The sequence below is a fragment of the Streptomyces angustmyceticus genome (assembly GCF_019933235.1).
GTDB lineage: Bacteria > Actinomycetota > Actinomycetes > Streptomycetales > Streptomycetaceae > Streptomyces > Streptomyces angustmyceticus.
In genome coordinates, this window is sequence record NZ_CP082945.1 from 1,327,117 (window position 1) to 1,352,003 (window position 24,887).

Here is a 24,887-nt window from a genome sequence, read left to right on the forward strand (position 1 = left end):
GGTCAACGACCGCCCGCGGGCGTCTGGTGGCGCGCGGGGGTGGAGAGGTACGGCCGGACGCTCTTGACCAGCATCGACATCTCGTAGCCCAGCACCGCCACATCGGCCTCGCGGCCGGCGAGCACGGCCAGGCACGCGCCCGATCCGGCCGTGGAGACGAACAGGAAGGTGGACTCCAGCTCGACGACCACCTGGAGCACGTCGTCGCCGTCCCCGAAGCGCACACCGGCGCTGCGGGCGAGGGAGTAGAGGCCGGAGGACAGGGCGGCCATGTGGTCGGCGCTGTCGGGGTCGAAGCCGTGGGCGGCCTTGACCAGGCCGTCCGAGGACAGCAGCAGCGCGCTCCGGGCGTGCGGGACCCGCTGGACGAGTCCGGTCAGCAGCCAGGACAGGTCGGTGTGCTGACTTCCCTGCAGCTGCGAATGCGCCTGCGCACGCACATCACTCACCATGGTTGCGGTCGTCTCCTCGGGGGCGGGCCATCGTGGCGTCGTGGTCACGGTCGTAGAGCAGGTCGTTGCTTGCCGGGCCGCTGGTGCCGCCGCCCTGGGCAGAGGTGGTGCCGTCGCCGCCGGCGATGCCGTCGGCGTAGGTGTCGTCGGCGAGGCTGAAGCCGCGCCGGAAGGCGGCCATCAGGCCGGGGTCGTGCTCGGGCTCCGGGCCCGTACGGGGTGCCGTGGACGGCAGGACGGGGTCGCCGCGCAGCTCGGGGACGAGGTGCGTCTGCTTGCGCCGCCGGGGCAGCCGCGGGCGGGCGCTGTTGTCCACGACCGGCGGCGCGGGCGGGAGCACGACCGGGCCGGGGTCGGCGGGAGCGGCGCCGGAGGTGTGGGCCCCGGGCAACTGCGGTTCGGACATCCGGACTTCGGGGGTGTAGACGCCCGAGGCGCGGACCAGCCGGCGACGCGCGGCGCCCGACGCGGCATCGCTGTCCGCGGGCGCGGGGCGCGGGGCCGGGACCGCGGAGGGCTCCGGGAGCGGCCGGTCGCCGTAGCCGAGCGGTGCCCGGTCGAGCGCGTGATCGGGAGCGGGCGCGGGGGCGGGAATCGCCACCGTCGGGCGGTCGGGCCCCGGACCGGTTTCGTGGTGGTCGTGGCGTTCCGCGCGGTCGTGGTGCCGGTGGTGGTCGGGGTGCCCGTACCGTTCCGCCGGGTCGTCGACGAAGCCGCCGCCGTACGCCCCGTCGTGCTCGCGCGCGGGGTCGGTGTCCGGTGAGGTGGCGGACGGCGTCTCCGTTCCTTCCGCGTCCCCGTCGGCCGGCTCCTCGCCGAGCAGCTCCTGGGGCACGATCAGTACGGCCTGCACGCCGCCGTAGATGTTGCTCTGCAGCCGGACCACGATGCCGTGCCTGCGGGCGAGCGAGGAGACCACGAAGAGCCCGATCCGGCCGTCGCTCAACAGCTCGGCGACATCGACGTGTTCGGGGTCGGCCAGCAGGGCGTTCATCCGGTTCTGCTCGTCCGCCGACATGCCCAGGCCGCGGTCCTCGACCTCGACGGCCAGGCCGGCGGTGACGAGCTGGGCGCGCAGCAGGACGGGGGTCTGCGGGGCGGAGTAGATCGAGGCGTTCTCGACGAGTTCGGCGAGCAGGTGGATGACGTCGGCGACGGCATGCCCGTGCAGGGTGCCCTCGATCGGCGGCACCAGCTTGATCCTCGGGTACTGCTCGACCTCGGCGATCGAGGAGCGCAGCACCTCGGTCATGGACACCGGACGGCTCCACTGGCGGCGGGAGATGGCGCCGCCGAGCACGGCGAGGTTCTCCGCGTGCCGGCGGATCCGGGTGGCCAGGTGATCGACGTGGAACAGGCCCTTGAGCAGGTCCGGGTCCTCGACCTGGTTCTCCAGCTCGTCCAGCAGCTCGATCTCGCGGTGCACCAGGGACTGCAGGCGGCGGGCGAGGTTCACGAAGACCTCGACCTTCTGCTCGCTGCCGCTGGCGTTGCTGCGGGCGATGGCGACCGCGTCGATGACCGCGGACTCGGCGGCCCGGCCCGCGGCGGCCACCTCGTGGGCGAGCAGGTCGAGGGTGTCGCCGACGGGCGCGACGCCCTGTTCGGGCTCGCGGCGCTGGATCCACTCGCCCTGCCGCACCCGGTCCAGCAGGTCGTACAGGTCGGACTGGCTGCGCGCGCAGACCTGACGCAGCCGGGCGTAGCGGGCGACGGCGGCGCGGGCCTCGGCGTTCGCGGCGGCGCTCGCGGTGAGCACGATGACGCAGATCAGGGCGAGGCCGCCGCACAGCACCACCCACTCGCGCCCGGTGATCCGGGCGCCGCCGGCCTGTACGACGAAGGCGGCGACGGCCGTGCAGATGACGGCGACGAGGAGGCAGGGGACGGCGGCGAGCCTGACCAGGCGGGCCCGTATCGCCGAGTCGGCCACCGACTCGGGGAACGAGGCCCGGCCGTGCCGTCCGCCCTCACGCTCCCGCCGCCGGGCGGGAGGGGGGACGGCGGCGGCCCCGGGGGAACCCTGGAGCCCCGGGGATCTCTGAGCCTCCTGGGAGGTCTGGGTCCCCTGGGGGAATGCGGTAGGCATCGGCGCCCTCCGGATCGGCCGTTGGCAGTTCACGGAGCACGCACGCTAGTTGTTGCACAGGTGGTGTTCGGACCCACTTCGGGGTTTCGCTACCCCTCGCCACCTCCCTGGGAGGGCGCCACCCGCACGCCAGTGCGACCCGATCCGAACTCGCGTTCATGGAGAGCGAGTTGGGGGCGCACGGGGGAACTTCCCCCGACCGTCACGGACGGCGCTCGCAGGCACGACGCAGCGCTGGGACCCACCAGTCCGCCCCTGCGCGAGCGCGGCGTGCCCACGGCGCACCACCACGGCCCGCCACCGCCCGGCGCGCGCCCTCAGCGGTCCGCGACGAGGTCCACGTCGGTCGGGGAGACCGCCGGCGGCCAGGCGGGCCAGCCGTGGACGGGCGGCACGGCGATCGCCCGCCACCACGGGTAGACCGCCGGGAGGTCGGCGGGCTCGAACGGTTCGCCGGGCCGCGGGTGGGCACTGGTGACCCCGGCCTTCCGGGCGGCGGTCAGGGTCCACTCGGCGGGCTCCGCCCACGGGTGCGGGGCGAGGTTGAACGTGCCCCAGTGGATCGGCAGCAGCACCCCGCCGCCCTTCGCGCCCTGGAGGTCGCGGTGGGACCGGACCCCCTGCTCGGGGTCCATGTGGATGTCCGGCCAGAAGTCGCTGTACGCGCCGATCTGGATCATCGTCGCGTCGAACGGGCCGTGCGCCGCGCCGATCTCCGCGAAGCCGGAGAAGTAGCCGGTGTCGCCGCTGTGGAAGATCCGGTGCTCGGGTCCGGCGACGACCCAGGAGGCCCACAGGGTGTGCTGCGGGCCGCGCAGGCCGCGGCCGCAGAAGTGCTGTGCGGGGGTGGCGGTGAGCGTCAGGCCGCCGACGCGGGTGGACTCGTGCCAGTCGAGTTCGGTGATCCGCTCCGCGGGCACACCCCAGAACTCCAGATTGGCCCCGACGCCGAGCGGCACCACGAAGGCGGCGCCGGTACCGGTCAGGCTCTGGACCGTCGCCATGTCGAGGTGGTCGTAGTGGTCGTGCGAGATCACCACGGCATCGACCGGCTCCAGCTCGTCCAGCGCGATGGGGACCGGGTGCATCCGCTTGGGCCCGGCCCAGGTGAACGGCGAACAGCGCTCGCCCCAGACCGGGTCGAAGAGCACCCGCTGCCCGTCCATCTCGGCCAGGACGCTCGAATGCCCCATCCAGGTGAGCCGCAGCCCCGAGGCGGGCGGCTCGGCGCCCTCCGCGGCGGTCGGGCGGTACACCGGGATCGGGCCGACCGGTGCACGGCGCAGCCGGCCCTCCCGGCTCAGCTGGGTGCGCATCATCGGCAGCGCGGAGCCGTGGAGCAGCTGCCTGGTCTCCGCCGGATTGCGGAACTGGCCGTCCACGAACTGCGGCGACCTGCGCATCCTGGCCAGCCGCTCCCCAGTGGGCACGGCGCCGAAGGCCGCGGGCCGCAGCGCGGAGAGTCGAGTGCGACGGGGTCTGGAACCGGTCACGGCACCTCCATGGTCGGGGCAGTCGCGAAGTGAACGGACCGCGCGGGCGGCGGGTTCCGGTACGCCGCGCCACACGGTGCCGCCGTACGGTTTCCGCACCACGACACCCGGACACTCCACACCATCACCCGCAGACACAAACGGCGCGACCGGCCGCGGCATTCCGGAGTAAGGGTGTGACCCGCGCCGCCGGCCTGCCGCGGAGTCCGGCAGGCCGGCAACCCGGACGCGTCCATCGGGGCGGCGGCCGGCCACGGGGCGAGCCCTCCTTGCCGGGCTCCGCCGGCCGCCGCCGGGTCCGGGCGGGCTCACCGCCCTTCGACGGCGGGCGGACCGGGCAGGCCGGGGCGGCGGGGCAGGAAGACGGTGCGCAGGACGATCCGCGGGGCGAGGAGGCGGGCGGGCGGCGCGGTGAGGCAGAAGACGTCCCGGAAGGCCGCCCCGACGACGGGGTCGATGGCGGCACGGGCCGCGAGCCGGTCGAGGTACCAGGTGGTCAGCCGCTCCCCCGGGCCCGCCGTGGTGTCGGCGGGGCTCGCGTAGGGGCGGTCCGAGCCGACCGCGGCGAGCCAGGCGGGTTCCACGGAGCGGGCCACCGCACGCTGCGCCGCGGCGGTGGCCCCGGGGCGCAGCCCGCCGTCGGCGAGCGCGGTGCGCAGGGCCAGCGCGCCGAGTGCGGCGACCGACATGCCCTGTCCGTACACGGGGTTGAAGGTGCAGCCGGCGTCCCCCAGGACGAGGAACCCCTCGGGGAGGGCCCCGGGCCGCTCGTAGTGCCGGCGGCGGTTGCAGGTGTCGCGGAAGCCGTGCACCGGCGAGAGCGGTTCGGCGCGGGCCAGCAGTTCGTGGACGTACGGGTCGCCGATGGTGGCGGTGAAGGCGGTGAACTCCGCCGCGTCCGTCGGCGGGTGGTGCCCGCGCACCCCGGACAGCGTCAGCAGCCACTTGCCGTCCTCGACCGGCACATACGCGGCGCCGCGCGGGCACTGTGGCCAGCCGGGCACGTTGACGCCCGCGTCGGGCGCGGTGGCCGGGTCCTTGGGGCGGTACATCCGGGTGGCGTACGCCAGGCCCGCGTCCACGGTCTCCTCCTGCGGCGCGGCCCGGCCGAGTGCGGTGAACCACTGGGGTGTGCGGGAACCCCGGCCCGAGGCGTCCACCACGAGCGCGGCCGGCAGCACCCGTTCGGCCCGTCCGCCCGGCCCGCCGTCCCGTGGCCGAATCCGTACCCCGGTCACCCGGCCGGCGTCCCCGGTCAGCCCGACGGCCTCGGTCGCCTCCAGGACCTCCACCCGGGTGGCCGAACCGGCGGCGGCCCGCAGCGCCTGCTCCCTGACCACCGCGTCCAGCACCGGACGGGTGACGCTCAGCGTGCGGTGCCGGCGTTCGTCGAAGCGGCGCTGCCAGCCGGTGGGGGTGCGGGTGAGCAGATCGCGGGGCAGGTACAGGCTGCGTGCGCCGGCCCCGGTGAGCGCGGCGGCCGTGCCGGGCAGCAGTTCCTCCAGGGCGCGCTCGCCGCCGCTGAGGAGGATGTGCAGGTGGCGGGCCTGCGGGACGCCCTTGCGGAACGCCGGCTCCTGCGGGTAGCGGTCGCGTTCGACGACGGTGATCGTGTCGACCCGGCCGAGCAGGGCGGTGACGGCCAGCATCCCGGCCAGCCCGCCGCCGATGACGATCGCGGTGTGCCCGCCATCGGAGTGCGCTGCCACGTGCCCCTCGCTCCCCGGCGGCCCGCCCGGCCGCCGACGATCGTTCGTCCCTGTTCCCGGACCCGCCCGCCCGCCGTCCCGGGGACCCGTACGCGTGCCCCGGTTCGCGCGCGCCGGGCTCCGGAACCCGATCACTGGCGGCCCTCAGGCTTCAGTGCCGTCACCGCCCCTGTCAACGGCCCTTTCCGCCAACCGGTGCACGGGGGCATCCCGGCAGTCCCAGGGATCGCGGCTCCCCGCCGGCTCCTCACCGGCCACGGATCACCGGCGCGGCTTCTTGCGGTCCCTTTGTTCCCTCGCGTCACCGGAGTCCCTGACATCCCGTGATGAGCCGGGCGTGCGTCTAGACTCCCGGCAGCGGACGCTCGTCGTCCGCAAACGGTTCCACCAGCAGGGGATTCGTCTCACCAGCAAGGGATTCAGGGACGCTTGTGACATTCCAGCAGGTTTCTGAGCCGTATGACGCATACGACGTACTCGTCGTCGGCGGGTCGGGCGTGGACACCATCGTGTCGGTCGGCGCGCTGCCCGTACCGCTCGCCGACTCCTATGCGGTCCCCCCTGTCCGGGAAGGGGCGGGGCACACCGGCACCGGCGTCGCGCTCGGCTGCGCGGCCCTCGGGCTCACCACGGGATTCGTGGACTTCCTCGGCGACGACCATCCGGGCAGCCTGGTCCGTGAGCGGCTGGCCGGCACCGGCGTCGACTTCCGGCCGCTGATCTCACCGCACGGCACCCGGCGGGCCGTCAACCTCGTGGCGGCCGACGGCCGTCGGATGTCGTTCTACGACGGCCGTGACCCGGCCGATCTGCGGATGCCGCCCGAGCACTACCTCCCGCCACTGCGCCGCGCCCGGCACGTCCATCTGTCGATCATGCACTTCGCCCGTTTCCTCTACGACGACATCGAGGCCCTGGGCATCCCCGTCTCGACGGATCTGCACGACTGGGACGGGCTGACCGACCATCACCGGGAGTTCGCGCTCCGCTCGGACCTGGTGTTCCTCAGCACGGCCGGGGCGGGCGAGCGGATCGGCTCCGTCATGCGGGAGATCCTGCACGAGGGACGCGCCCAGGCGGTGATCGCGACGGCCGGGGCGGGCGGCGCCTACCTCCTGACCACCGAGGACCGCACCCCGCGCCTGGTACCGCCCGCGGTCCCGCCCGGCCCCGTCGTGGACAGCAACGGCGCCGGCGACGCCTTCACCTGCGGGTTCCTCTACGGCCGGCTGGCGGGCCGGGATCTCGACGAGTGCGCGCGCCTGGGCGCCGTGGCGGGAGCGTACGCCTGCACCTCGCCGGGCACCCACACCCGCCTCGCCGGACCGGAGGACCTGCGCCCGGCCCGCACCGCCCCGTCGGCGGCCGGTGCCACCGCTCCGCCCGCCGACGGCCCGCGGCCGGCGGGTCCGCCGGACGCCCGGGTCTCCCCCGCGGGCGCGTAGATCCCGGCCGGCCGGGTCCACGGGCCCGGCCGGTCAGTCCTTGCGGCCGACCCCGCCGTAGAAGATGGTGTTGTTGAGTTCCCGCGCCCCGGGCACCGCGCCGTCCGGGCGCCACAGCGGCACCCGCACCACTCCCGGCTCCAGCAGGGCGAACGGCCCGAAGAGCGGCTCGATTCCGGCCTTCGAGCGCAGGTTGAGGGAGGCGGTGGCGCTCTTGTAGACGTTCACGACGCCGTCGCGCGCCTGCTCGTCGGTGCGGCCCTCCGCATAGTCCTCGTAGGGCTCACCGGTCGCATGCGACAGCACCAGATGGCTGCCGGCGGGGAGCGCCTCGGCCAGGGTGGCGATCAGGGCGGCGGGGTCCTCGTCGTCGCGGACGAAGTGGAGGACGGCGACCAGCAGCAGCGCCACCGGCCGGTCGAAGTCGATCAGTTCCCGGACCGTGGGGTGGTCCAGCAGGGCCTTGGGGTCGCGGACGTCGCCGAGCACGAAGCCGGTGTGCTCGGTGTTGGTCAGCCGGGCCCCGGCGTGGGTGGCGACGATCGGGTCGTTGTCGACGTACACGACCCGGGTGTCGGGAGCGGTCTCCCGGGCCACCTCATGGGTGTTGGGCGAGGTGGGGATGCCGGTGCCGATGTCGATGAACTGGCGGATGCCCCCGGCGGTCAGTGCGCGCACCGCCCGCCGCATGAAGGCGCGGTTGGCGCGGGCGCTCAGCCGGACCTGGGGGTGGACCTCGATGACGCGCTCCGCGGCCACCCGGTCGACCTCGTAGTTGTCCCAGCCGCCGAGGTAGTAGTCGTACATCCGGGCAGGGTGCGGCCGGCTGGTGTCGATCTCCTCGGCCGCGAAGCCCGAGGGCTCCGGGCCCTGGACGTACGGTCCGAAGTCCGGGACCGCGTCGTCCGGCGTGCCCCCGGATATACCCTGCTCGCTCATGCCGTCCTCCGCTCGGTGCGCCGGCCCGGGGCCGCCGCGAGCAGGAAGTCGGCGTGGCCGGCCTTCGCGCCCTCGATGAAGCTCACCATCTCGTGGTGGGTGTAGATCAGCGCGGGGCCGTCCGGGTCGGTCGACTGGCGCAGCGCGATCCGGCCGTCGCCCAGCCGCATGGCCTCGACGCACTCCCCGCCGTTTCCGCCGCTCCACGGCTTGTGCCAGCCCTCAGTGCCCAGTTCCTTGGCGGGCATGCCGTTGTAGATGCGTATGCGATCCATGGTTCAGATCTCCTTGCGAAAGCCACCCAGAATGGCCTCGGTGGTGTGTGCCGGCGCGGCCTGCGCACACATCCGGTCCAGGGCCTCCAGGAACTGCGAGACGTCGTTGCGCTGGTCGAAGTACACGGCTCCGACGAGGCTTTCCGCGTAGGCGATGTCCGGGAGCTCCGGAATCGGGAAGCGGAAAATGTGGAAGGGGCCGTACATGGCGGGGTGCGGGCCCGCGGCGAAGGGCATGACCTGCAGCCGGACGTTCGGCAGTGCGGTGGCCTCCATCAGCCGGGTGACCTGGTCGCGCATCACCTTCGCCCCGCCGATCGGCCGCCGCAGCACGGTCTCGTCCATGACCACCCACAGCATCGGCGCGTGCTCACGGGTGAGGAGCGACTGCCGCTCCATGCGCAGGGCGACGATGCGGTCGACGTCCGCCGCGGAGGCGTGCGGCATGCCGGCCCGCAGGACGGCGGCGGCGTAGTCCTCGGTCTGCAACAGCCCGGGGACGTAGTGCGGTTGGTAGGCCCGGATCAGGTTGGCTTCGCTCTCCAGGCTGACGAAGGCGCTGAACCACTCGGGCAGGACGTCCCGGAAGCGGTGCCACCAGCCGGGCTTGTTGGCCTCGCGGGCGAGGGAGAGGAAGCCCTCGATCTCCTCCTCGTCGGTGACGCCGTAGGTCGCCAGCAGCTTCTCGACGTAAGGGAGTTTGAGGCCGACCTCGGCCTTTTCCATGCGCCGTATCGTGGCGTGGGTCACGTCGAGGGCCGCCGCGGCCCGTTCGAAGGAGAGTCCCGCCTTCTCGCGCAGGTCCTGCAGTCGCTTGCCGAGCACCACCCGCAGGACGGTCGGCGCACCTGCCGACCGTGGGTCCGCCACGTCCGATCGCCTCCAACTGACTTCAGTGTTCAGCAGTGTGTCATGCCGTCAGCAGCACGAACAGACTGCTCCTTACGATTCTGCAAATTGCAGAGTGATCCTTGCCATCGGTGACCGGCATCGCACATAGTTACGGCGTGGCTTCCTCCAACAACGCTCCCTCGTTAGGGCGCTGTGGCGGCTTCGTCGCCCAGTACCCGCAGGACGCGTTCCACTTGCCCGCGCGACGCACGTCCGTTCCCGAGGCGCGCAGACGCGCCAGTGCGCTGCTGCGCGAGTGGGGCGCGGCCCCACACGTCCGCGACGACGTGGAGTTGGTGGTTTCCGAGCTGTTCACCAACGCGGTCCGGCACACCGACAGCGAGAAGGTGGGCTGCGAACTCTCCCTCCTCGGCGCGCACATACGCATAGAGATCACGGACCAGGGCGGCCCCGAGGACTCGGCGCCGCACGTCCAGCCCGGCAGCGTGGACAAGGAGTGCGGACGAGGGCTGTTCCTCGTCGGCGCGCTGTCGGAGAGCTGGGGCTCCCGCCCCGACGACAGCGGCCGTGGCCGGGTCGTCTGGGCGGACCTGCCGTACGCCTCCCTCGCACGCTGAGGCCCCGCTCCGCTCCGGCGGACACGGGGCCTCCGTCATGCCCGGGGCCGACGACGGGCGCCCCGGCCGCTCTAGAGCGGCAGCAGATCGGGCCGCTTGGGCTCGACATGATCGCCGGAGGACTCGCCGCGCAGCCGGCGCCCGATCCACGGGACGAGGTGCTCCCGCGCCCAGTGGACGTTGTCCCGCCGCGCCTCGGCGGCCGAGCGCTCCGCCTCCGGCGGCCACGGCTGGTCCGGGTCGGCCGGCACCCGCAGCCCCAGCACCTGCCCCGCGCGCAGCGCCACCCGGGTGTGGCCGTCGGCGGACAGATGCAGCCGGTCGTCGCTCCAGGCCCGCCGGTCCTGCACCGACGTGAGCGACCACAGGTCCAGGACCGGGCAGTCGTGCCGGTCCGCGATGGCCCGGACGTGCGCCGTGTACGTGGCGATCTTGCCGCGCAGATGCTTGAGGACGGGGATGCCGCGGGTGTCGAAGCCGGTGCAGAGCAGGACCGTGCCGACCTCCTGCCGCAGATCGGCGACCGCCGCCTCATAGCGCCGCGCGACCGCGTCCGGGTCCGAGCCGGGCCGCAGGATGTCGTTGCCGCCGGCGCAGAACGTCACCAGGGCGGGGGCGAGCTCCTTCGCCCGGGGCACCTGCTCCTCGACGATCTGGTCCAGGAGCCGGCCCCTGACCGCGAGGTTCGCGTAGCGGAAGTCCCCCTCGGCCCGCTGGTCCGAGAGGAGGACCGCCAGGCGGTCCGCCCAACCGATGTACGCCCCGTCAGGGCCGGGATCCCCGACCCCCTCTGTGAAGCTGTCCCCGACGGCTGCGTACGACTCGATGGCGCCCTGGGCGCCGTTGCTGAAGTACTTCGAATCGTCTGCCACGTCAGGACATCCTTCACCTCATGAAGTGACCTACGCCACCGTAACCAGGGGTTGACGAGGGGTGATTAATGCCACCAGGTCAAATTCTTGTCAAGTTGGAATAAGGATCGATCACGCCCTCCGGCACTCCCGCGCGCCCCGGCACACCTGTGATGACCTGATTTCCTGTTGCATCAATGTCGTATCGTCGGAGGTGCCCGCCTCGCCGACGAGCGGCGTCGGCGACCGAACCCGAGGAGCGCGCGTGACGCAGCAGACGCCGCAGGTCCCACAGGCCAAGCCCGAGCTCACGGAGGTCCGCAACTTCCGCGACGTGGGGGGTCTGCCGACGGTGGACGGGCGGCGCGTTCGGGAGGGCAGGCTGTTCCGCAGCGGGCACCTCGCCCACGCGACCGAGGCGGACGCCGCGTTCCTGGCCGGCCTCGGGCTGCACACCATCTTCGACTTCCGCAACGCCTCGGACATCAAGCTGGAGGGCCCCGACGTCACGCTGCCCGGCGTGCGCAACGTGAACATCCCGCTCACCGACCCGGCCGACGGCGCGGAGTTCTGGACGATGGTGCGCGAGGGCGAGCTGGACCAGCTGCGCTCCGCGCTCGGCGACGGCAAGGCCGCGGCCCGGATGGCCAGCACCTACCGCCACATCATCACCACCCGCACCGAAGACCACAGCAGGGTGCTGCACGCGCTGGCCGACGACAGCGTCCCCGCGCTGATGCACTGTGCGGCCGGCAAGGACCGCGCGGGCCTGTCCGTCGCCGTGACCCTGCTGGCGGTCGGGGTGGAGCGGGACGCCATCGAGGCGGACTACCTCAAGTCCAACGACCCCCACCGGCGCTACAAGATCCGCCGCTCCGACAACTCCGCGGTCGGGATGTCGCAGGAGGTCATGGAGCTGCTCTCCCCGCTGTTCGGGGCGCACACCGACTACCTCACGGCCGCCTACGACGCGATCGAGCGCACCTGGGGTTCGACGGAGGCCTACCTCACCGACGGCCTGAAGCTGACGCCCGCCACCCGCGAACGCCTGCGCGACCGGCTGCTGACGGACTGACCACCGCCGCCGCCCGCGCACGGCTCCGTGCCCGCCCCGCGACGGGCAGCATCCGGACACCGGCCGCGGTCGGCGCGGTACCCCGCTCCCCCGCCGTGCGCTGCGCCCAGCGGGCCGTCCCGACATGGACGGCCCGCCCCGTTCCCGCGGCGGCCGGCGCCTCTCCCGCCGGCAGGGTCAGCGGTGGGCGACCGCCTGTTTGACCAGCGTCCGCCCGAAGTCCCAGATGAGTCCGCCGCCTTGGTGGGCGTCGTCCATGACGGCGGTGAACGCCTCGACGAAGCGGTCCACCTCCCGTTCGCCGATGATCAGCGGTGGGATCAGCTTGATGACTTCGAGATGGTCGCCGGAGACCTGGGTCAGGATGCGGTGACGCTGCAGCAGCGGCACCACGACCATCTGCGCGAACAGCCCCTTGCGGGCCGTCTGCAGCATCGTCCAGCGGCTGCGCAGACCGAGCGACGTGGGGCGGCCGAACTCGATGCCGATCATCAGGCCGCGGCCGCGTACGTCGTGCAGCAGCTCGTACCTGTCGACCAGCGCGGCGAGCCGGGAGCGCAGCAGCTCGCCGGTGTGCCGGGCGTTCGCGACGATCTGCTCGTCCTCCATCACCGCGAGCACCGCCAGCCCGGCCGCCATCGCCTGGGCGTTGGCGCCGAAGCTGGCGGAGTGCACCAGCACCCGGTCCATGGACGAGTAGACCTTCTTGAAGATCCAGTCCTTGCCCAGGGTCGCCCCCACCGGGACGTAGCCGCCGGACAGCGCCTTCGCCACGCACACCAGGTCCGGTTCGACGCCCCGCTCGTGCTGGTAGGCGAAGAAGTCGCCGGTGCGGCCGAGGCCGGTCTGCACCTCGTCGGCGATCAGCAGGGCCTTGTGGCGGTGCAGCAGGTCCTGTGCGGCGCGCAGGAACCCGGGCGGGGCGGGGTGGACGCCCTTGCCCTGGACCGGTTCGACCACGAACCCCGCCACGTCGCCGCGCTTCAGCTCCCGCTCCAGGGCGTCCAGATCCCCCATCGCGACGGCGGTGTCCGGCAGCAGCGGGGCGAAGCCGTCCCGGAAGCCGGCCTCGCCGTTGACGGAGAGCGCGCCGGTGGTGAGGCCGTGGAAGGCGTGGTCGCAGTAGAGGAGGCGGGGCCTGCCGGTGGCGTAGCGGGCGAATTTGAGGGCGGTCTCGACGGCTTCCGTGCCGCTGTTGCCGAAGAAGACCCGGTCGAGGTGGGGCGCGCGGGACAGCAGCTGCTCGGCGAGCAGGCCGGGCAGCGGCTGGCAGTCGAAGCGGGTGAGGTCGGCGAGCTGGGCGTCCAGGACGTCGTGCAGGGCCCGGCGGACGACGGGGTGGTGCCGGCCCAGGCCCATCACCCCGAACCCGGCGAGCATGTCCAGGTAGTCCTGGCCGTCGGCGTCCCAGAAGTAGGCACCCTCGGCCCGCTCGTAGACCTTGTCGAAGCCGAGGGTGTGCAGCATGCGCGGGAGCTGGTGGTTGAGATGGCGGGTGTGCAGGTCGTAGCGTTCGCCGCCGCGCTCGGCGAGCAGTGCGGTCAGGTCGAATCCGGTCACGAGTCGCTCTCCTCACGGGCCGGCGCGGCGCCGGCCGGGGCGGCGGTCACCCTCGGTTGCCCGCGACGGTCTCCCTGGCCGCCCTGAGGGACTCCTTCAGCGACCCCATGGTGGCGAGGACGGCGGTCGGCTCGTAGCCGCAGTGCGCCATGCAGTTGGCGCAGCGCGGGTCCTTGCCCCTGCCGTACTTGTCCCAGTCGGTGTCCTCGATGAGCTCCCGGTAGGTGGGGACGTACCCGTCGCTCATGAGGTAGCAGGGGCGCTGCCAGCCGAACAGCGAGTAGTTGGGGATCGCCCAGGCCGTGCACGGGAAGTCCGCCTTGCCCTCCAGGAAGTCCAGGAAGAGCGGGCTGTGGTTGAGCCGCCAGCGGCGGCGGTTGCCGCCGGCGAAGGCCTTCTTGAACAGCTCGCGGGTCTGCTCCACGCCGAGGAAGTGCTCCTGGTCGGGGGCCTTCTCGTAGGCGTAGGCGGGCGACAGCATCATCTCGTCGACCTGGAGGTCGTCGTTGAGGAAGTTGAGGACCTCGATGATGGTCTGCGGGGTGTCGGTGTTGAAGAAGGTGGAGTTGGTGGTGACCCGGAAGCCGCGCCGCTTGGCCTCCTTGATGGCCGCCACCGCCTCGTCGAAGACGCCTTCCTTCGCGACGGATTCGTCGTGCCGCTCACGCATGCCGTCGATGTGCACGGCGAACGCAAAATAGCGTGAGGGCGTGAATTTCTCCATCTTCTTGCGCAGCAGCATCGCATTGGTGCACAGGAAGACATATTTCCGCTTGGCCACCAACTGCCGTACGATTTCGTCGATCTGAGGGTGCATCAACGGTTCGCCGCCGGCGATGGACACCATCGGGGCGCCCGACTCCAGCACCGCGCCGACCGCCTGTGCCACCGGCATCCGCTGCTTGAGCACGCCCGCCGGATGCTGGATCTTCCCGCAGCCCTCGCATTTCAGATTGCATGCGAAGAGCGGCTCCAGCTCGACGATGAGCGGGAACTTCTCGCGCCGGCGGATGATCTTCTGTTCAAAAAGATACGTTCCGACCCGGATGGACTGACGGAGCGGCATGGCCATCTGGCTCACCTCCAGGGGAGCAGCAAAGAACGGTGCCATTCGTGGAAAACGGGGAGTACGGAGCGCAGCACTCGGAAGGCCGATATTCCACCGCGCACGGTGCCGATGCGTACGAGTTCATGTTCTGGAGCGTCCACGACCACCCGGACGGCCGCAACCGGACGGCTGCCGGCGCGCCGGGCGGCCCGGAGGGTCGCCGCGGACTCCATGTCCACCGCGACCGCTCCGGCGGCGTGCAGCGCGGCCCGCTCCGCGCCGCGTACGACGTGGTCGGAGCCCCGCAGCAGCCCGGTGTGCACGGTCAGGCCACGCCGGCGCAGAGCCCGCAGCAGCGGGCCGTTGTCGTGGCAGCGGGTCTCCGGCGCGTCCGGGTGGTGATCGCGGGTGGCCTCGGCGACGACCACGTCCCCGGGCCGCATCCCGGGGGCGAGGCCGGCGCAGAAGCCGCTGGCGACGACGGGGGAACGCTCGGTGACCGAGCCCGCACCGAGCGCTGCCGCGACGGCGCGTTCGGCCGCCTGGGGGCCCATGCCGGTACGGAGCGTGACAATCCGCGGGCCGGCCCCGCACTCCGCTCCCCCGGGGTCGCCGCGGCGCAGCGCGAACCGTTCGATGCCCAGCGCGCAGGCGACGAGCAGCGGCGGCTCCGCGTCCGCGGGGGGCCGGCCGGGCATCAGGAGCCCACCGGCGCGCCGGCCGGGCCCCCGCCCAGATAGCGGCCCAGGGCGGTCAGCGGGAAGACCTGGCGGTAGAGGTGGTAGTTGATGGAGAAGTCCCAGGGGAAGCCGGTGCCGGTGAAGTACGGCTCGTCCCAGGTGCCGTCCTCGCGCTGGGTGTCGGTCAGCCAGCGCACTCCGCGCCGTACCGCCTCGCCGTCCCGTTCCCCGGCCGCGAGCAGCGCCATCAGCGCCCATGCGGTCTGCGAGGCGGTGGAGGCGCCGCGCCCGGCCCACTTCTCCTTGTCCTGGTAGGAGCGCTGGTCCTCGCCCCAGCCACCGTCGTCGTTCTGCACCTGCTCCAGCCAGCGCACCGCGCGGCGCACCGCGGGGTGCAAGGCGGGGATGCCGGCCGCGGCGAGCGCCGGGAGCACCGAGCCGGTGCCGTAGACGTAGTTGGTGCCCCAGCGCCCGAACCAGGCCCCGCTGGGCTCCTGTTCGGCCAGCAGCCAGGCGATGCCGCGGCGGGTGCGCGGGTCGTGGGCGCGGCCGACGTCCGCGAGCATCTCGACGACATGGGCGGTGACATCGGCCGACGGCGGGTCGATCACCTCGCCGAAGTCGCAGAACGGCAGCCGGTTGGGGAACGGGCTGGTGTTGTCGACGTCGAAGGCGCCCCAGCCGCCGTCCTTGGACTGCATCCCGACGTTCCAGCGCACCGCGCGCCCCACCGCCGCCTCGACGCGCAGGGGGTCGGGGTGCCGGACGCGGCGCAGCGCGAGCACCACCTCGGCGGTGTCGTCGATGTCCGGGTAGTTGTCGTTCTCGAACTCGAACGCCCAGCCTCCGGAGGGGAGTTGGGGCCGTTTGACGCTCCAGTCGCCGGGCCGGCGGATCTGTTCGGCGAGCATCCAGTCGGCCGCCTTGACCAGCTGCGGGTGGTCGGCGGGCACTCCGGCGTCGGCGAGCGCGATGGTGGCCAGGCAGGTGTCCCAGACCGGGGACTGGCAGGCCTCGATCATCCGGACGGGGCCGGCTCCCCGGCCCCCGGGCCCGGCGGGACCGTCCTCGCGCCATACGGCGAAGCGGTCGAGCGAGGCCAGGCCGTCGCGCAGCACGGGGTGGTCGAGGTCGTAACCGAGGAGGTGCAGCGCGATGACGGAGTAGACGGCGGGGGGCTGGATGCCGCCCCAGCAGCCGTCGTTCTCCTGCCGCTCGATGATCCATCGGGCGGCGGAGCGCATCGCGGCACGGCGCAGCGTGCGCAGGGCGACCTTGTGGTAGAGGTGCAGCGCCTTGTCCAGGCGCTGGAAGAGCCCGTCCCAGCTGGTGACGGGGGCGGGCTGGCGCGGCGGGTTGGGCCGGCGGGGATCGGTGTGCAGCTCGTCGAGGCCGAACGGCGCCGGGCGCACCGGGCGCTTCGCCGAGACGACGGTCAGCGGCACGATGGTCTGCCGCGCCCAGCACCCGAAGTCATAGATGTTGAGCGGGAACCACTTGGGGAAGTAGAGGAGTTCCGGGGGCAGTTCGGGCAGGTCGTCCCACTTCCACCAGCCGAAGAGGGCCAGCCAGATGCGGGTGAAGACGCGGGCCGCCGCGATCCCGCCCTGTTCGCGGACCCATGCGGAGGCGCCGGCCATGTGCGGGGCGCGGGGGTCGTCCCCGGCGAGGCGCAGGGCGACATAGGCCTCGATGGTGGTGGAGAGTTCGCCGGGCCCGCCGTAGAAGGTGGCCCAGGTGCCGTCCGGGCGCTGTTCGGCGCGGAGGTGACGGGCCGTGGCCTCGGTGAGCTTCGGGTCCTGGATGCCCAGGAACTGACGGAGCAGCAGGTCCTCGGCGTCCATCGTGACGTTGGTCTCCAGGTCGCCCTTCCACCATCCGGCGGGGTCCTGGACGGAGAGCAGGTGGTCCCTGGCGCGGGCGCTCGCGCGGCGGGCGGCCTCCACCGTCTCGCGTGCCGCGGCGGTGCGGGCGGGTGGCGCCGTTCCGGTGGTCCCGGCGGCGGCATCATGGGCCGAGGGGGCCCGGGGCGGCAGGGCCCCGGTGCTTCCGTCGGTCGTCGCTGTCATGGCTTCCCCTTCTGCAGTGAACTGTGAAAAGCGTGCTCAGGGATTCCGTCGGCCGGCGCCCGGCTGGCGCCGGCCGGCGACTGCGATCTATTCGGTGTCGGTGGTGCTCATCTCTCGCGTACAACGACGAAGTCCGCGAGTGCGACGAGCTGTGCGCGGACCTTCTCCGGCATCTCGATCTCGTTCAGGGCGGCGATGGCGGTGGCGTGCTGGCGGCGCGCCTCCTGGGAGGTCCAGTCCCGGCCGCCGGCCTCCTCGATGAGGGCCGCGCGGGAGGCGAACTCCTCCTCGGTGAAGTCGGCGATCTCGGTCTCGCTCTTCTTCGCGTCCTCGGCGAGGATCCGGGCCAGGCGCTCGGAGGCCGGGCCACCGGCGTCCAGCGCGGCGACGACCGGCAGCGACTTCTTGCGCTGGCGCAGGTCGCTCCAGGGCCGCTTGCCGGTGGCCTCCGGGTCGCCCCAGATGCCGAGCAGGTCGTCGACGGCCTGGAAGGCGAGGCCGAGGTGGTAGCCGTACCTCTCCAGGGTGTCGGCGGTGCGGTCGTCGGCGCCGCCGAGGACCGCACCGATGGAGACGGCGCAGGCCAGCAGCGCGCCGGTCTTGTTGCCCTCCATCTCCAGGCACTCCTCGACGGTGACCCGCTCGCGGTGCTCGTAGGAGATGTCCTGGGCCTGACCGTCGATCAGCTTGCGGGAGGCCTGGGTGAGCCGGCGGGTGGCCCGGCCGGCGTCGACCGTGCCGAGTTCCAGCAGTATTTCGTTGGCGAGGGCGAACAGCGCGTCACCGACCAGGATGGCCTGCGCGGGGCCGTGCACCTTCCAGACGGTGTCGCGGTGCCTGCGCTGCTCGTCGCCGTCCATGAGGTCGTCGTGCAGCAGCGAGAAGTTGTGCACCAGCTCGACGGCGACCGCGCCGGGGATGCCGACCTCGGGGGCCGCGCCGGCCACCTCGGCCGACAGCAGGGCGAGCGCGGGCCTCACGGCCTTGCCGCTGTCGCCCGCGGTGGGGCGGCCCTCGGCGTCGATCCAGCCGAAGTGGTAGGCGGCGACGGTGTCCATCGGAGGAGCGAGCCGGTCGACGGCGGCACGCAGCACGGGAGTGGCAAGTGTCCGCCCGCGCTCCAGCAGCGCGGTGACGCTCGCGGTGTCGATAGCTGGGGAAGCCGGATTCACGGTTTCTCCTCTGTTTCCGATGCTCGTGCTCGTGCGAGCGCTCGTACTCGTAGTCATGCCGCCTCCTGAGGCAACTGGCCCTGGGGGAAGCCGAGTTCGGTGAGTGCCTCGCGAGCGGCGGCAGTGCCGCTGCGAACAGCGCTTTCCATGGTCGCGGGCCACCCGGTGGCGGTCCACGCACCGGCCAGGAACAGGCCGGGAGCTTGGGTGCGGGCGGCGGGGCGGAGCCTGCCGACGCCCGGGGCGGGCGCGAAGGTCGCGGTGCGCTCGCGGGTGACGAAGAAGTCGTGGATCCTGGCGCCGCGGGCGGCGGGCAGCAGCCGCTCCAGCTCGGGAAGGTAGCGGGCCCGGAGCTTGCCGACCGGGTGGTCGATCTCCTCCAGCGCGGCGGACTGCGACAGGGCGAGGTACTGGCTGCGCTCCTGGCCGGCCAGGCCCCTGAGCCCCGAGGCGTCGGTGCGGTCGAAGACCCACTGGACCGGCGAGCCGACCGCGGCGAAGAACGGGCGGCGCAGCACCGGGCGGTCGTAGACGACATGGACGTTGAGGATGGGGGCCGTGCCGATGTCCAGCAGCCGGTCCTTGCCGTCCAGCGTGCCGTCGGGCAGCAGGGCGTGCGCCTCGCGCTGCGGTACGGCGAGGACGACGGTGTCCGCGTCGAGCCGCTCGCTGCCGTGCGGGCCGTTCCCGACCGTGACCTGCCAGCCGTCGTCGCCGCGGGTGAGCGCCTGGGCGCGGGTGCGCAGGACGACGCGGACGCCGGCCTTCTCCAGGGCCGTGCGGGCACGGTCGTCGTGGACGTCGCCGAGCGGGACCCGGGACCAGCCGATGTCGGCGGCGCCGGGGGCGGACAGCAGGCCGGTCTTGAAGACCTTGGCGGCCAGGCCCATCGAGGCGTCGCCGGCGCGGGCGTTGAGGGTGGCGATGCCGACGAGGTCCCACAGCGCCTCGACGGCGCGGGCGGACTGGCCGTGGCGGCGCAGCCAGCTGCCGAAGTCCAGCCGGTCCAGGGCGGGGTCGGCCGGGTCGAGGCCCTTCAGCGCGAGGGTGGCGCGGACGACCCCGGCGCGTTCGGCGGGCGAGAGGTGCGGGTAGCCGGCCAGGCTCCCGGCGAGGTGCAGCGGTACGGGCAGCGCGGTGCGGCGCAGCCGGCCGAGCCGCATCCGGTCGGCGTCGAGCACGGGCACGTCCATCCGGTCCTGCAGGGGCACCAGGTGCGCGGCGCCGAGCCGCTCCAGCAGCCCGCTGTAGGCGGTGCAGCAGCGCAGGAAGACGTGCTGGCCGTTGTCGACGGACAGTTCGCCGACGCCGGATTCGCGGCGGAAGGAGAAGACCAGCCCGCCCAGGCGGGGCCGGCTCTCGACGAGGGTGACCCGCAGCCCCGCGTCGGCCAGCGCGAGCGCCGCGGTGGTGCCCGCGAGACCGCCCCCGACGACGACCGCGGCCGCCGCTCCGGGAAGGCCGGACGGCAGCGCGTGCCGCCGGCCGGGCCGCCTGGCTCCCGATGTCATGTGCTCTCCCCCCGTACTGCTCTGAGGGACGCAGCCACCCCCGGAAGGGTTGCCCGCCGCACTGACGCGGGATCACCGCTGTCGTTCGCCGCCCGGCGCATCATCCACGCCTCCGGACGGACTCCCGGCGGCCGATCGCCCGCGCGTCGAGCCCGGACAGCCCGCGCACCGCGACGAAGGCCTTCTCCCGGCCGGGCAGCGAGACCCGGCCGCGCAGCACCGCCTCGGGGTCGGCGGCGATCCGGGTCAGCAGCCGGTGGTAGATGCCTGCCATCGCGGCCACGCAGGCGCCGCTGCGCCGGTCGAGCATCGGCAGCAGCCGGAAGCCCTCGGCGAACAGCGCGCGGGCCCGCTTGACCTCGAAGTGCACCAGGCCGGTGAAGTCGGAGCCGGGCGGCGGCACGGGGCCCTCGAAGCCCGCCGCGCAGCCGAACTTGGCGAGGTCCTCGGCGGGGAGGTAGGTGCGGCCGTTGCCGGCGTCCTCGCGCACATCCCGGAGAATGTTGGTCAGTTGCAGGGCCAGGCCGAGGGTGTCGGCGTACTCGAAGGCGCGGTCGGCGTCCGGCGCGCCCGGTACGGTGCCGAACACGCCCAGCGAGAGCCGGCCGATGGCCCCGGCGACACAGCGGCAGTAGCCCCGCAGTTCGTCCCAGGTCTCGTAGGTCTCGCCGCGCACGTCCATCAGGACGCCGTCGATCAGCTCGTCGAGGCCCTCCAGCGGCAGCGGGAAGCGGCGGGCGGCGTCGGCCAGCGCGACGGCCACCGGGTCGGTGTCGTCGTCGTCGATCCGGCCGTCCTTGACGCGCGCCAGCACCGCCCGGGTGTCCTCCAGGCGGCGTTGTTTGGCGGCGGGCTCCAGGGTGCCGTCGCCGATGTCGTCGACCCGGCGGGAGAAGGCGTAGAGCGCCGACATGGCCTGCCGCTTGTCGGTCGGCAGCAGCCGGATGCCGTAGGCGAAGTTCCGTGCCTGCTGCCCGGTGATGGCCTCGCAGTAGCGGTACGCAGCGAGCACCGGCGCGGACGTGTGTGCGGTTGCCTCCACGGTCCGACTCACCCCTCTCTTCGCAATGTCGCCCCCACCTCGCGCAGCAGGCTGAGCTTGGTCGGCTTGGGCGGTCCAGGGAGTACGTCGTAGTCGGCGGCCGCGACCGCCTGGAGTGCAGCGCGTCCGCCGGCCACGAAACCGGCCAGCAGCAGCTTGAGTCTGCCGTGGACGCTACCCACCAGCGGGGTCCCTTCACGCAGCAGCTCACGGGCGCGTTCGGCCTCGAAGGCGATCAGGGCGCGCACCGACGCGCCCCCGCTCGGCGCGGCCAGATCCGCCTCGTCGACACCGAAGCGTTTCATGTCCTCGGCCGGGAGGTAGACGCGGTCGCGCCCCAGGTCCTCGGCCACGTCCTGGATGTGCTCGACGATCTGGAGGGCGGTGCAGACCGCGTCGGAGCGGCGGATCCGTTCGGGGCTCGCGGTGCCGGTGAGCGCGAGGACGAGGCGGCCGACGGGGTTGGCGGACAGCTCGCAGTAGGCGGCCAGGTCGCCGTAGGTGCCGTAGCGGCTGACCCGCTGGTCCTGCCGGTTGGCCTCGATGAGGTCGAGGAACGGCTGCGGGGTCAGGCCGCAGCGGCGGACGGTGGGGCCGAGGCGGCGCAGCAGCGGATGCCCGGGTCCCGGGGCGCGGTCGCTGAACACGCGGTGCAGGTCGGCTTCGAGGGCGTCCAGCAGCGCGGGCCGGTCGTCGTACTGGGCGCGGTCGAGCCCGAGGAGGACGGCGTCGCCGCCGCCGGGGGCCAGATCGCCGTCACCGATGTCGTCGACGAGCCGGGCGAAGCCGTAGACGGCCATCAGGTCGGTCCGCCAGGCGCGGGGCAGGAAGAACGGCGCGACGGGGAAGTTCTCGTGTGCGGCCTGATCGAGCACGGTGCGCGTCTGCTCCCGCCCGTCGCCCGCCGCCCCCCATCGGGGGAAGGCGCGACGCGCCTGCTCGTTGTCTCGGCTCACCGGGGGCTGCCCGGCGCATTTCGGTGCCGGAGCGAACCAGTAGCCATTGCCGTCACGTCTCCCGTTCTACACCGCCAAGCTAAAACATCCCATTTCGGACACGCCGCAGCGGGCGCCGCGCCCCGATCGAGCCCACATCGCCCGCTCGGGTGAGCGTTGCCCGAGATGTGTCACTTGTGCTGGTCGGTACCCGTACAGCTTACGCCGTACATCTCACCCGCGTCCGAGGGGGTGCCGAAGCCCGGGGCAACCACCTCGCCGGCGTCCATTACGCCCGAACTCGTTCCGGCGTCAATGGAGTTGGCCTTGCCCCCACGCTCGAAGGCCCCCGCGAGGCGGACTCACGGAGGCCTTCGGGTGCGGTACGGGCTATTTGCCCGTCTCCTTCTCGTACGCCTTGATGACCTCGTCCGTCGGGCCGTCCATCAGCAGCTCACCGCGCTCCAGCCACAGGGTCCGGTCGCAGGTGTCGCGGATGGACTTGTTGTTGTGGCTGACGAGGAAGACCGTGCCGGCCTCCTTGCGCAGCTCGCGGATGCGGGCCTCGGAGCGCTTCTGGAAGCTGCGGTCGCCGGTGGCCAGGGCCTCGTCGATCATCAGCACGTCGTGGTCCTTGGCCGCGGCGATGGAGAACCGCAGGCGCGCCGCCATGCCGGAGGAGTAGGTGCGCATCGGCAGCGAGATGAAGTCGCCCTTCTCGTTGATGCCGGAGAAGTCGACGATGCCGTCGTAGCGCTCGCGGACCTGCTCGCGGCTCATGCCCATGGCCAGGCCGCCCAGCAGGACGTTCTTCTCGCCGGTCAGGTCGTTCATCAGGGCCGCGTTGACGCCCAGCAGCGAGGGCTGGCCGTGGGTGTAGACCTTGCCGCGCTCGGCGGGCAGCAGCCCGGCGACGGCCTTGAGCAGCGTCGACTTGCCCGACCCGTTGGAGCCGATCAGCCCGATCGACTCCCCCCGGTAGGCGGTGAAGGAGACGCCCTTGACCGCGTGCACCTCCCGCACACCGGTGGACGGCTTGCGCCGCACGATCCGGTTCAGCGCCGCGGTGGCGCTGCCCTTGCCCGCGCCCGTGCCGTAGACCCGGTAGACGATGTGCAGATCGTCCGCGATCACCGTCGGAATGCGGGCCTCGGCGGCCTTCGCCGGCTCGATGCCGTTCTTCTGTTCAGCCACGTCCGTACCGCTCCTCAGCCTTCCAGAAGTACACAAAGCCGACCACGCCCATCAGCAGCGCCCAGCCACCGGCGAACGCCCACACATGCGGCGGCAGCTTCGCGGAGGTGAAGCTGTCGATCAGCGCGAAGCGCATCAGGTCGATGTAGACCGCGGCCGGGTTGGCGTTGAGCAGGACCTCCACGAAGCCGGGGACGTGCTTGCCCTTGAGGATCAGGTCGATGCTGAACATCACGCCGGACGCGTACATCCAGGTCCGCATGATGAAGGGCATCAGCTGCGCCAGGTCCGGGGTCTTCGCGCCCAGCCGCGCCATGACCATCGCCAGGCCCGTGTTGAAGACGAACTGCAGCAGCAGGGCCGGGAAGGCCAGCAGCCACGACCAGGTCGGCACCTGCCCGAAGCCGAGCAGGATGATCACCAGCACGCCCATGGAGAACAGCAGCTGCTGGAGCTGCATCAGGCAGAACGAGATCGGCAGGCAGGCCCGCGGGAAGTGCAGCGCGCGCACCAGGCCGAGGTTGCCGGAGATCGCCCGGGTGCCGGCCATCACCGAGCTCTGGGTGAAGGTGAAGATGAAGACGCCGGTCACCAGGAACGGGACGAAGTCCGGGACGCCCCGGCTCGTGCCGATCAGCACACCGAAGATCAAGTAGTACACGAGCGCGTTCAGCAGCGGCGTCGCCACCTGCCAGACCTGGCCCAGCTTGGCCTGGCTGTACTGCGCCGTCAGCTTGGCGCTGGCGAACGCGGAGATGAAATGCCGCCGCGCCCACAGCTGCCGGACGTACTCCGGGAGGCCGGGCCGGGCCCCGCTCTGCGAGAGCCCGTACTTCTGGGCCCGCTGGGCAGGGGTGAGCCCCTCATCGGAAGATGGCGGGGCACTCATGGCGACCGCACTGTCGTGCGTGGTCTCGCTCACAGTTGACACTTTCGTCCTCAAGGTGCGCTGCCGGGGCCACGCCCCGGTTCGCGCCTGATGCTCTCAGATATGAGCTTGTCAGATGACGGGAGGGCGGCCCAGTCGGGTCAGTCGCCAAACGGTAGCCCACTTCATGGGGCGCCTGGGACCGCACGGGCTCGCCCAGCCCTCCTTGAAGCCGCCCAGCCAGGCCCGCAGCGCCGGACGGGACGGCCGGCGGGCGAGCGTGAGCAGGAGCCAGACGCCGAGATAGACCGGAACCAGCAGGGCGGGGAGGTTGCGCCGGGCCAGCCACACACGGTTACGGGCCACCATCCGGTGGTAGACCGCGTGCCGGGCCGGCGCCGTCGTCGGGTGGAAGAGCACCATGTCCGCGCGGTAGTCGATCTGCCAGCCGGCGTCCAGCGCCCGCCAGGCCAGGTCGGTCTCCTCATGGGCGTAGAAGAAGTCGTCGGGCAGCCCGCCGACCTCCTCGAACACATGCGTACGGACCGCGTTGGCACCGCCGAGGAAGGTGGTGACCCGCGACGAGCGCATGGGGTCCGAGGCCCGCAGCCGCGGCACATGGCGGCGCTGGGTCTCCCCCGTGTCCGGGTCGGCGATCCGGAAGCTGATGATCCCGAGCTCGGGGTCGGCGGCGAACGCCTCCCGGCACAGCTGTGCGGTGTCCTCCCGGGCCAGCAGCCCGTCGTCGTCGAGGAAGAGCAGGACGTCGACGTCGCTGCCGCCGGGTCCGAACGCCTCGATGCCGGCGTTGCGGCCGGCCGGGATGCCGACGTTCTCCGGCAGCTCGACCGTCCGCACGCCCTCGGGCAGCTCGGGCAGCGGCGAACCGTTGCCCACGACCGCGACCTCGACCGGGTCGCCGTCCTGCTTGGCGACCGAGTCGAGCAGCGCCCGCAGCTCCTCGGGGCGGTTGCCCATGGTGATGATGACCGCGCCGACCTTCATCGCGCC

Annotated in this window: 22 protein-coding genes; 3 read left to right on the top strand and 19 right to left on the bottom strand. The window is 72.7% G+C overall.

What is annotated here, in order from left to right; translation table 11 throughout:
- Positions 1–2 precede the first annotated feature (2 nt).
- The 4 genes from K7396_RS06285 to K7396_RS06300 all read right to left on the bottom strand — a co-directional run bounded on the left by K7396_RS06285 (position 3) and on the right by K7396_RS06300 (position 5,743).
- On the bottom strand, positions 3–452 hold the full coding sequence (locus K7396_RS06285; RefSeq protein ID WP_086718194.1) for a roadblock/LC7 domain-containing protein: 450 nt from the start codon (positions 450–452) through the stop codon (positions 3–5).
- Positions 442–2,541, bottom strand: a complete 2,100-nt coding sequence (locus K7396_RS06290) for a sensor histidine kinase (protein ID WP_086718195.1) — start codon at positions 2,539–2,541, stop codon at positions 442–444. Before K7396_RS06290 ends, K7396_RS06285 begins: the two co-directional genes overlap by 11 nt.
- Before the next feature lie 317 nt (positions 2,542–2,858).
- On the bottom strand, positions 2,859–4,034 hold the full coding sequence (locus K7396_RS06295; RefSeq protein WP_174886853.1) for an MBL fold metallo-hydrolase: 1,176 nt from the start codon (positions 4,032–4,034) through the stop codon (positions 2,859–2,861).
- Between the two features lie 308 nt (positions 4,035–4,342).
- A complete protein-coding gene (locus tag K7396_RS06300; RefSeq protein WP_174886852.1) occupies positions 4,343–5,743 on the bottom strand; it encodes an NAD(P)/FAD-dependent oxidoreductase in 1,401 nt (466 codons plus the stop codon).
- Between the two features lie 431 nt (positions 5,744–6,174).
- On the opposite strand from K7396_RS06300, the gene K7396_RS06305 reads away from it, so the two are divergent.
- A complete protein-coding gene (locus tag K7396_RS06305) occupies positions 6,175–7,188 on the top strand; it encodes a carbohydrate kinase family protein (protein ID WP_086718197.1) in 1,014 nt (337 codons plus the stop codon).
- A 33-nt stretch (positions 7,189–7,221) separates the two neighbouring features.
- Here K7396_RS06305 and K7396_RS06310 read toward each other — a convergent pair whose 3' ends face one another.
- The 3 genes from K7396_RS06310 to K7396_RS06320 are packed head-to-tail and all read right to left on the bottom strand — an operon-like array spanning position 7,222 to position 9,272.
- A complete protein-coding gene (locus tag K7396_RS06310) occupies positions 7,222–8,127 on the bottom strand; it encodes an SAM-dependent methyltransferase (protein WP_174886851.1) in 906 nt (301 codons plus the stop codon).
- Positions 8,124–8,402 carry a DUF397 domain-containing protein gene (locus K7396_RS06315; protein ID WP_086718198.1) on the bottom strand — a complete coding sequence of 93 codons (279 nt, stop codon included), beginning with the start codon at positions 8,400–8,402 and terminating at the stop codon, positions 8,124–8,126. Before K7396_RS06315 ends, K7396_RS06310 begins: the two co-directional genes overlap by 4 nt.
- 3 nt (positions 8,403–8,405) lie before the next feature.
- Positions 8,406–9,272 carry a helix-turn-helix domain-containing protein gene (locus K7396_RS06320; protein WP_086718199.1) on the bottom strand — a complete coding sequence of 289 codons (867 nt, stop codon included), beginning with the start codon at positions 9,270–9,272 and terminating at the stop codon, positions 8,406–8,408.
- A gap of 137 nt (positions 9,273–9,409) precedes the next feature.
- Between K7396_RS06320 and K7396_RS06325 the strand changes: the two genes are divergently transcribed.
- Complete coding sequence (locus K7396_RS06325) at positions 9,410–9,871, top strand: ATP-binding protein (protein WP_223659686.1); 462 nt, start codon at positions 9,410–9,412, stop codon at positions 9,869–9,871.
- Between the two features lie 71 nt (positions 9,872–9,942).
- On the opposite strand, the gene K7396_RS06330 is transcribed toward K7396_RS06325, so the two are convergent.
- Complete coding sequence (locus tag K7396_RS06330) at positions 9,943–10,743, bottom strand: SGNH/GDSL hydrolase family protein (RefSeq protein WP_086718201.1); 801 nt, start codon at positions 10,741–10,743, stop codon at positions 9,943–9,945.
- 244 nt (positions 10,744–10,987) lie between these two features.
- Here K7396_RS06330 and K7396_RS06335 point away from each other — a divergent pair, with 244 nt between their 5' ends.
- Entirely contained in the window at positions 10,988–11,797 is an 810-nt protein-coding gene (locus K7396_RS06335) for a tyrosine-protein phosphatase (RefSeq protein ID WP_086718202.1), read from the top strand.
- A gap of 177 nt (positions 11,798–11,974) precedes the next feature.
- On the opposite strand, the gene K7396_RS06340 is transcribed toward K7396_RS06335, so the two are convergent.
- From K7396_RS06340 to K7396_RS06390, 11 genes are all read right to left on the bottom strand, one after another.
- Positions 11,975–13,357 (bottom strand): aspartate aminotransferase family protein, encoded by a 1,383-nt coding sequence (locus K7396_RS06340; protein WP_086718203.1) that lies wholly within the window; start codon positions 13,355–13,357, stop codon positions 11,975–11,977.
- Positions 13,358–13,403: 46 nt separating this feature from the next.
- The gene (gene hpnH, locus K7396_RS06345) at positions 13,404–14,429 is read right to left on the bottom strand and encodes an adenosyl-hopene transferase HpnH (RefSeq protein ID WP_086718204.1); all 1,026 of its coding nucleotides are present in this window, start codon (positions 14,427–14,429) and stop codon (positions 13,404–13,406) included.
- Between the two features lie 5 nt (positions 14,430–14,434).
- Complete coding sequence (locus K7396_RS06350; RefSeq protein WP_086718205.1) at positions 14,435–15,103, bottom strand: phosphorylase family protein; 669 nt, start codon at positions 15,101–15,103, stop codon at positions 14,435–14,437.
- Complete coding sequence (gene shc / locus K7396_RS06355) at positions 15,103–17,154, bottom strand: squalene--hopene cyclase (RefSeq protein WP_086718206.1); 2,052 nt, start codon at positions 17,152–17,154, stop codon at positions 15,103–15,105. The genes K7396_RS06350 and shc overlap by 1 nt, the downstream gene beginning before the upstream one ends.
- A gap of 107 nt (positions 17,155–17,261) precedes the next feature.
- Positions 17,262–18,383 (bottom strand): polyprenyl synthetase family protein, encoded by a 1,122-nt coding sequence (locus K7396_RS06360; RefSeq protein ID WP_086718207.1) that lies wholly within the window; start codon positions 18,381–18,383, stop codon positions 17,262–17,264.
- The gene (gene hpnE, locus K7396_RS06365; RefSeq protein ID WP_223659690.1) at positions 18,380–19,837 is read right to left on the bottom strand and encodes a hydroxysqualene dehydroxylase HpnE; all 1,458 of its coding nucleotides are present in this window, start codon (positions 19,835–19,837) and stop codon (positions 18,380–18,382) included. The genes K7396_RS06360 and hpnE overlap by 4 nt, the downstream gene beginning before the upstream one ends.
- Positions 19,838–19,937: 100 nt before the next feature.
- The gene (gene hpnD, locus K7396_RS06370) at positions 19,938–20,891 is read right to left on the bottom strand and encodes a presqualene diphosphate synthase HpnD (protein WP_086718208.1); all 954 of its coding nucleotides are present in this window, start codon (positions 20,889–20,891) and stop codon (positions 19,938–19,940) included.
- A complete protein-coding gene (hpnC, locus tag K7396_RS06375; RefSeq protein ID WP_086718209.1) occupies positions 20,888–21,754 on the bottom strand; it encodes a squalene synthase HpnC in 867 nt (288 codons plus the stop codon). The genes hpnD and hpnC overlap by 4 nt, the downstream gene beginning before the upstream one ends.
- Before the next feature lie 450 nt (positions 21,755–22,204).
- Positions 22,205–23,008 (bottom strand): ABC transporter ATP-binding protein, encoded by an 804-nt coding sequence (locus K7396_RS06380; protein ID WP_152104341.1) that lies wholly within the window; start codon positions 23,006–23,008, stop codon positions 22,205–22,207.
- Positions 23,001–23,930 carry an ABC transporter permease gene (locus tag K7396_RS06385; RefSeq protein ID WP_152104340.1) on the bottom strand — a complete coding sequence of 310 codons (930 nt, stop codon included), beginning with the start codon at positions 23,928–23,930 and terminating at the stop codon, positions 23,001–23,003. Before K7396_RS06385 ends, K7396_RS06380 begins: the two co-directional genes overlap by 8 nt.
- A gap of 78 nt (positions 23,931–24,008) precedes the next feature.
- On the bottom strand, positions 24,009–24,881 hold the full coding sequence (locus tag K7396_RS06390) for a glycosyltransferase family 2 protein (RefSeq protein ID WP_086720808.1): 873 nt from the start codon (positions 24,879–24,881) through the stop codon (positions 24,009–24,011).
- Positions 24,882–24,887: the final 6 nt, after the last annotated feature.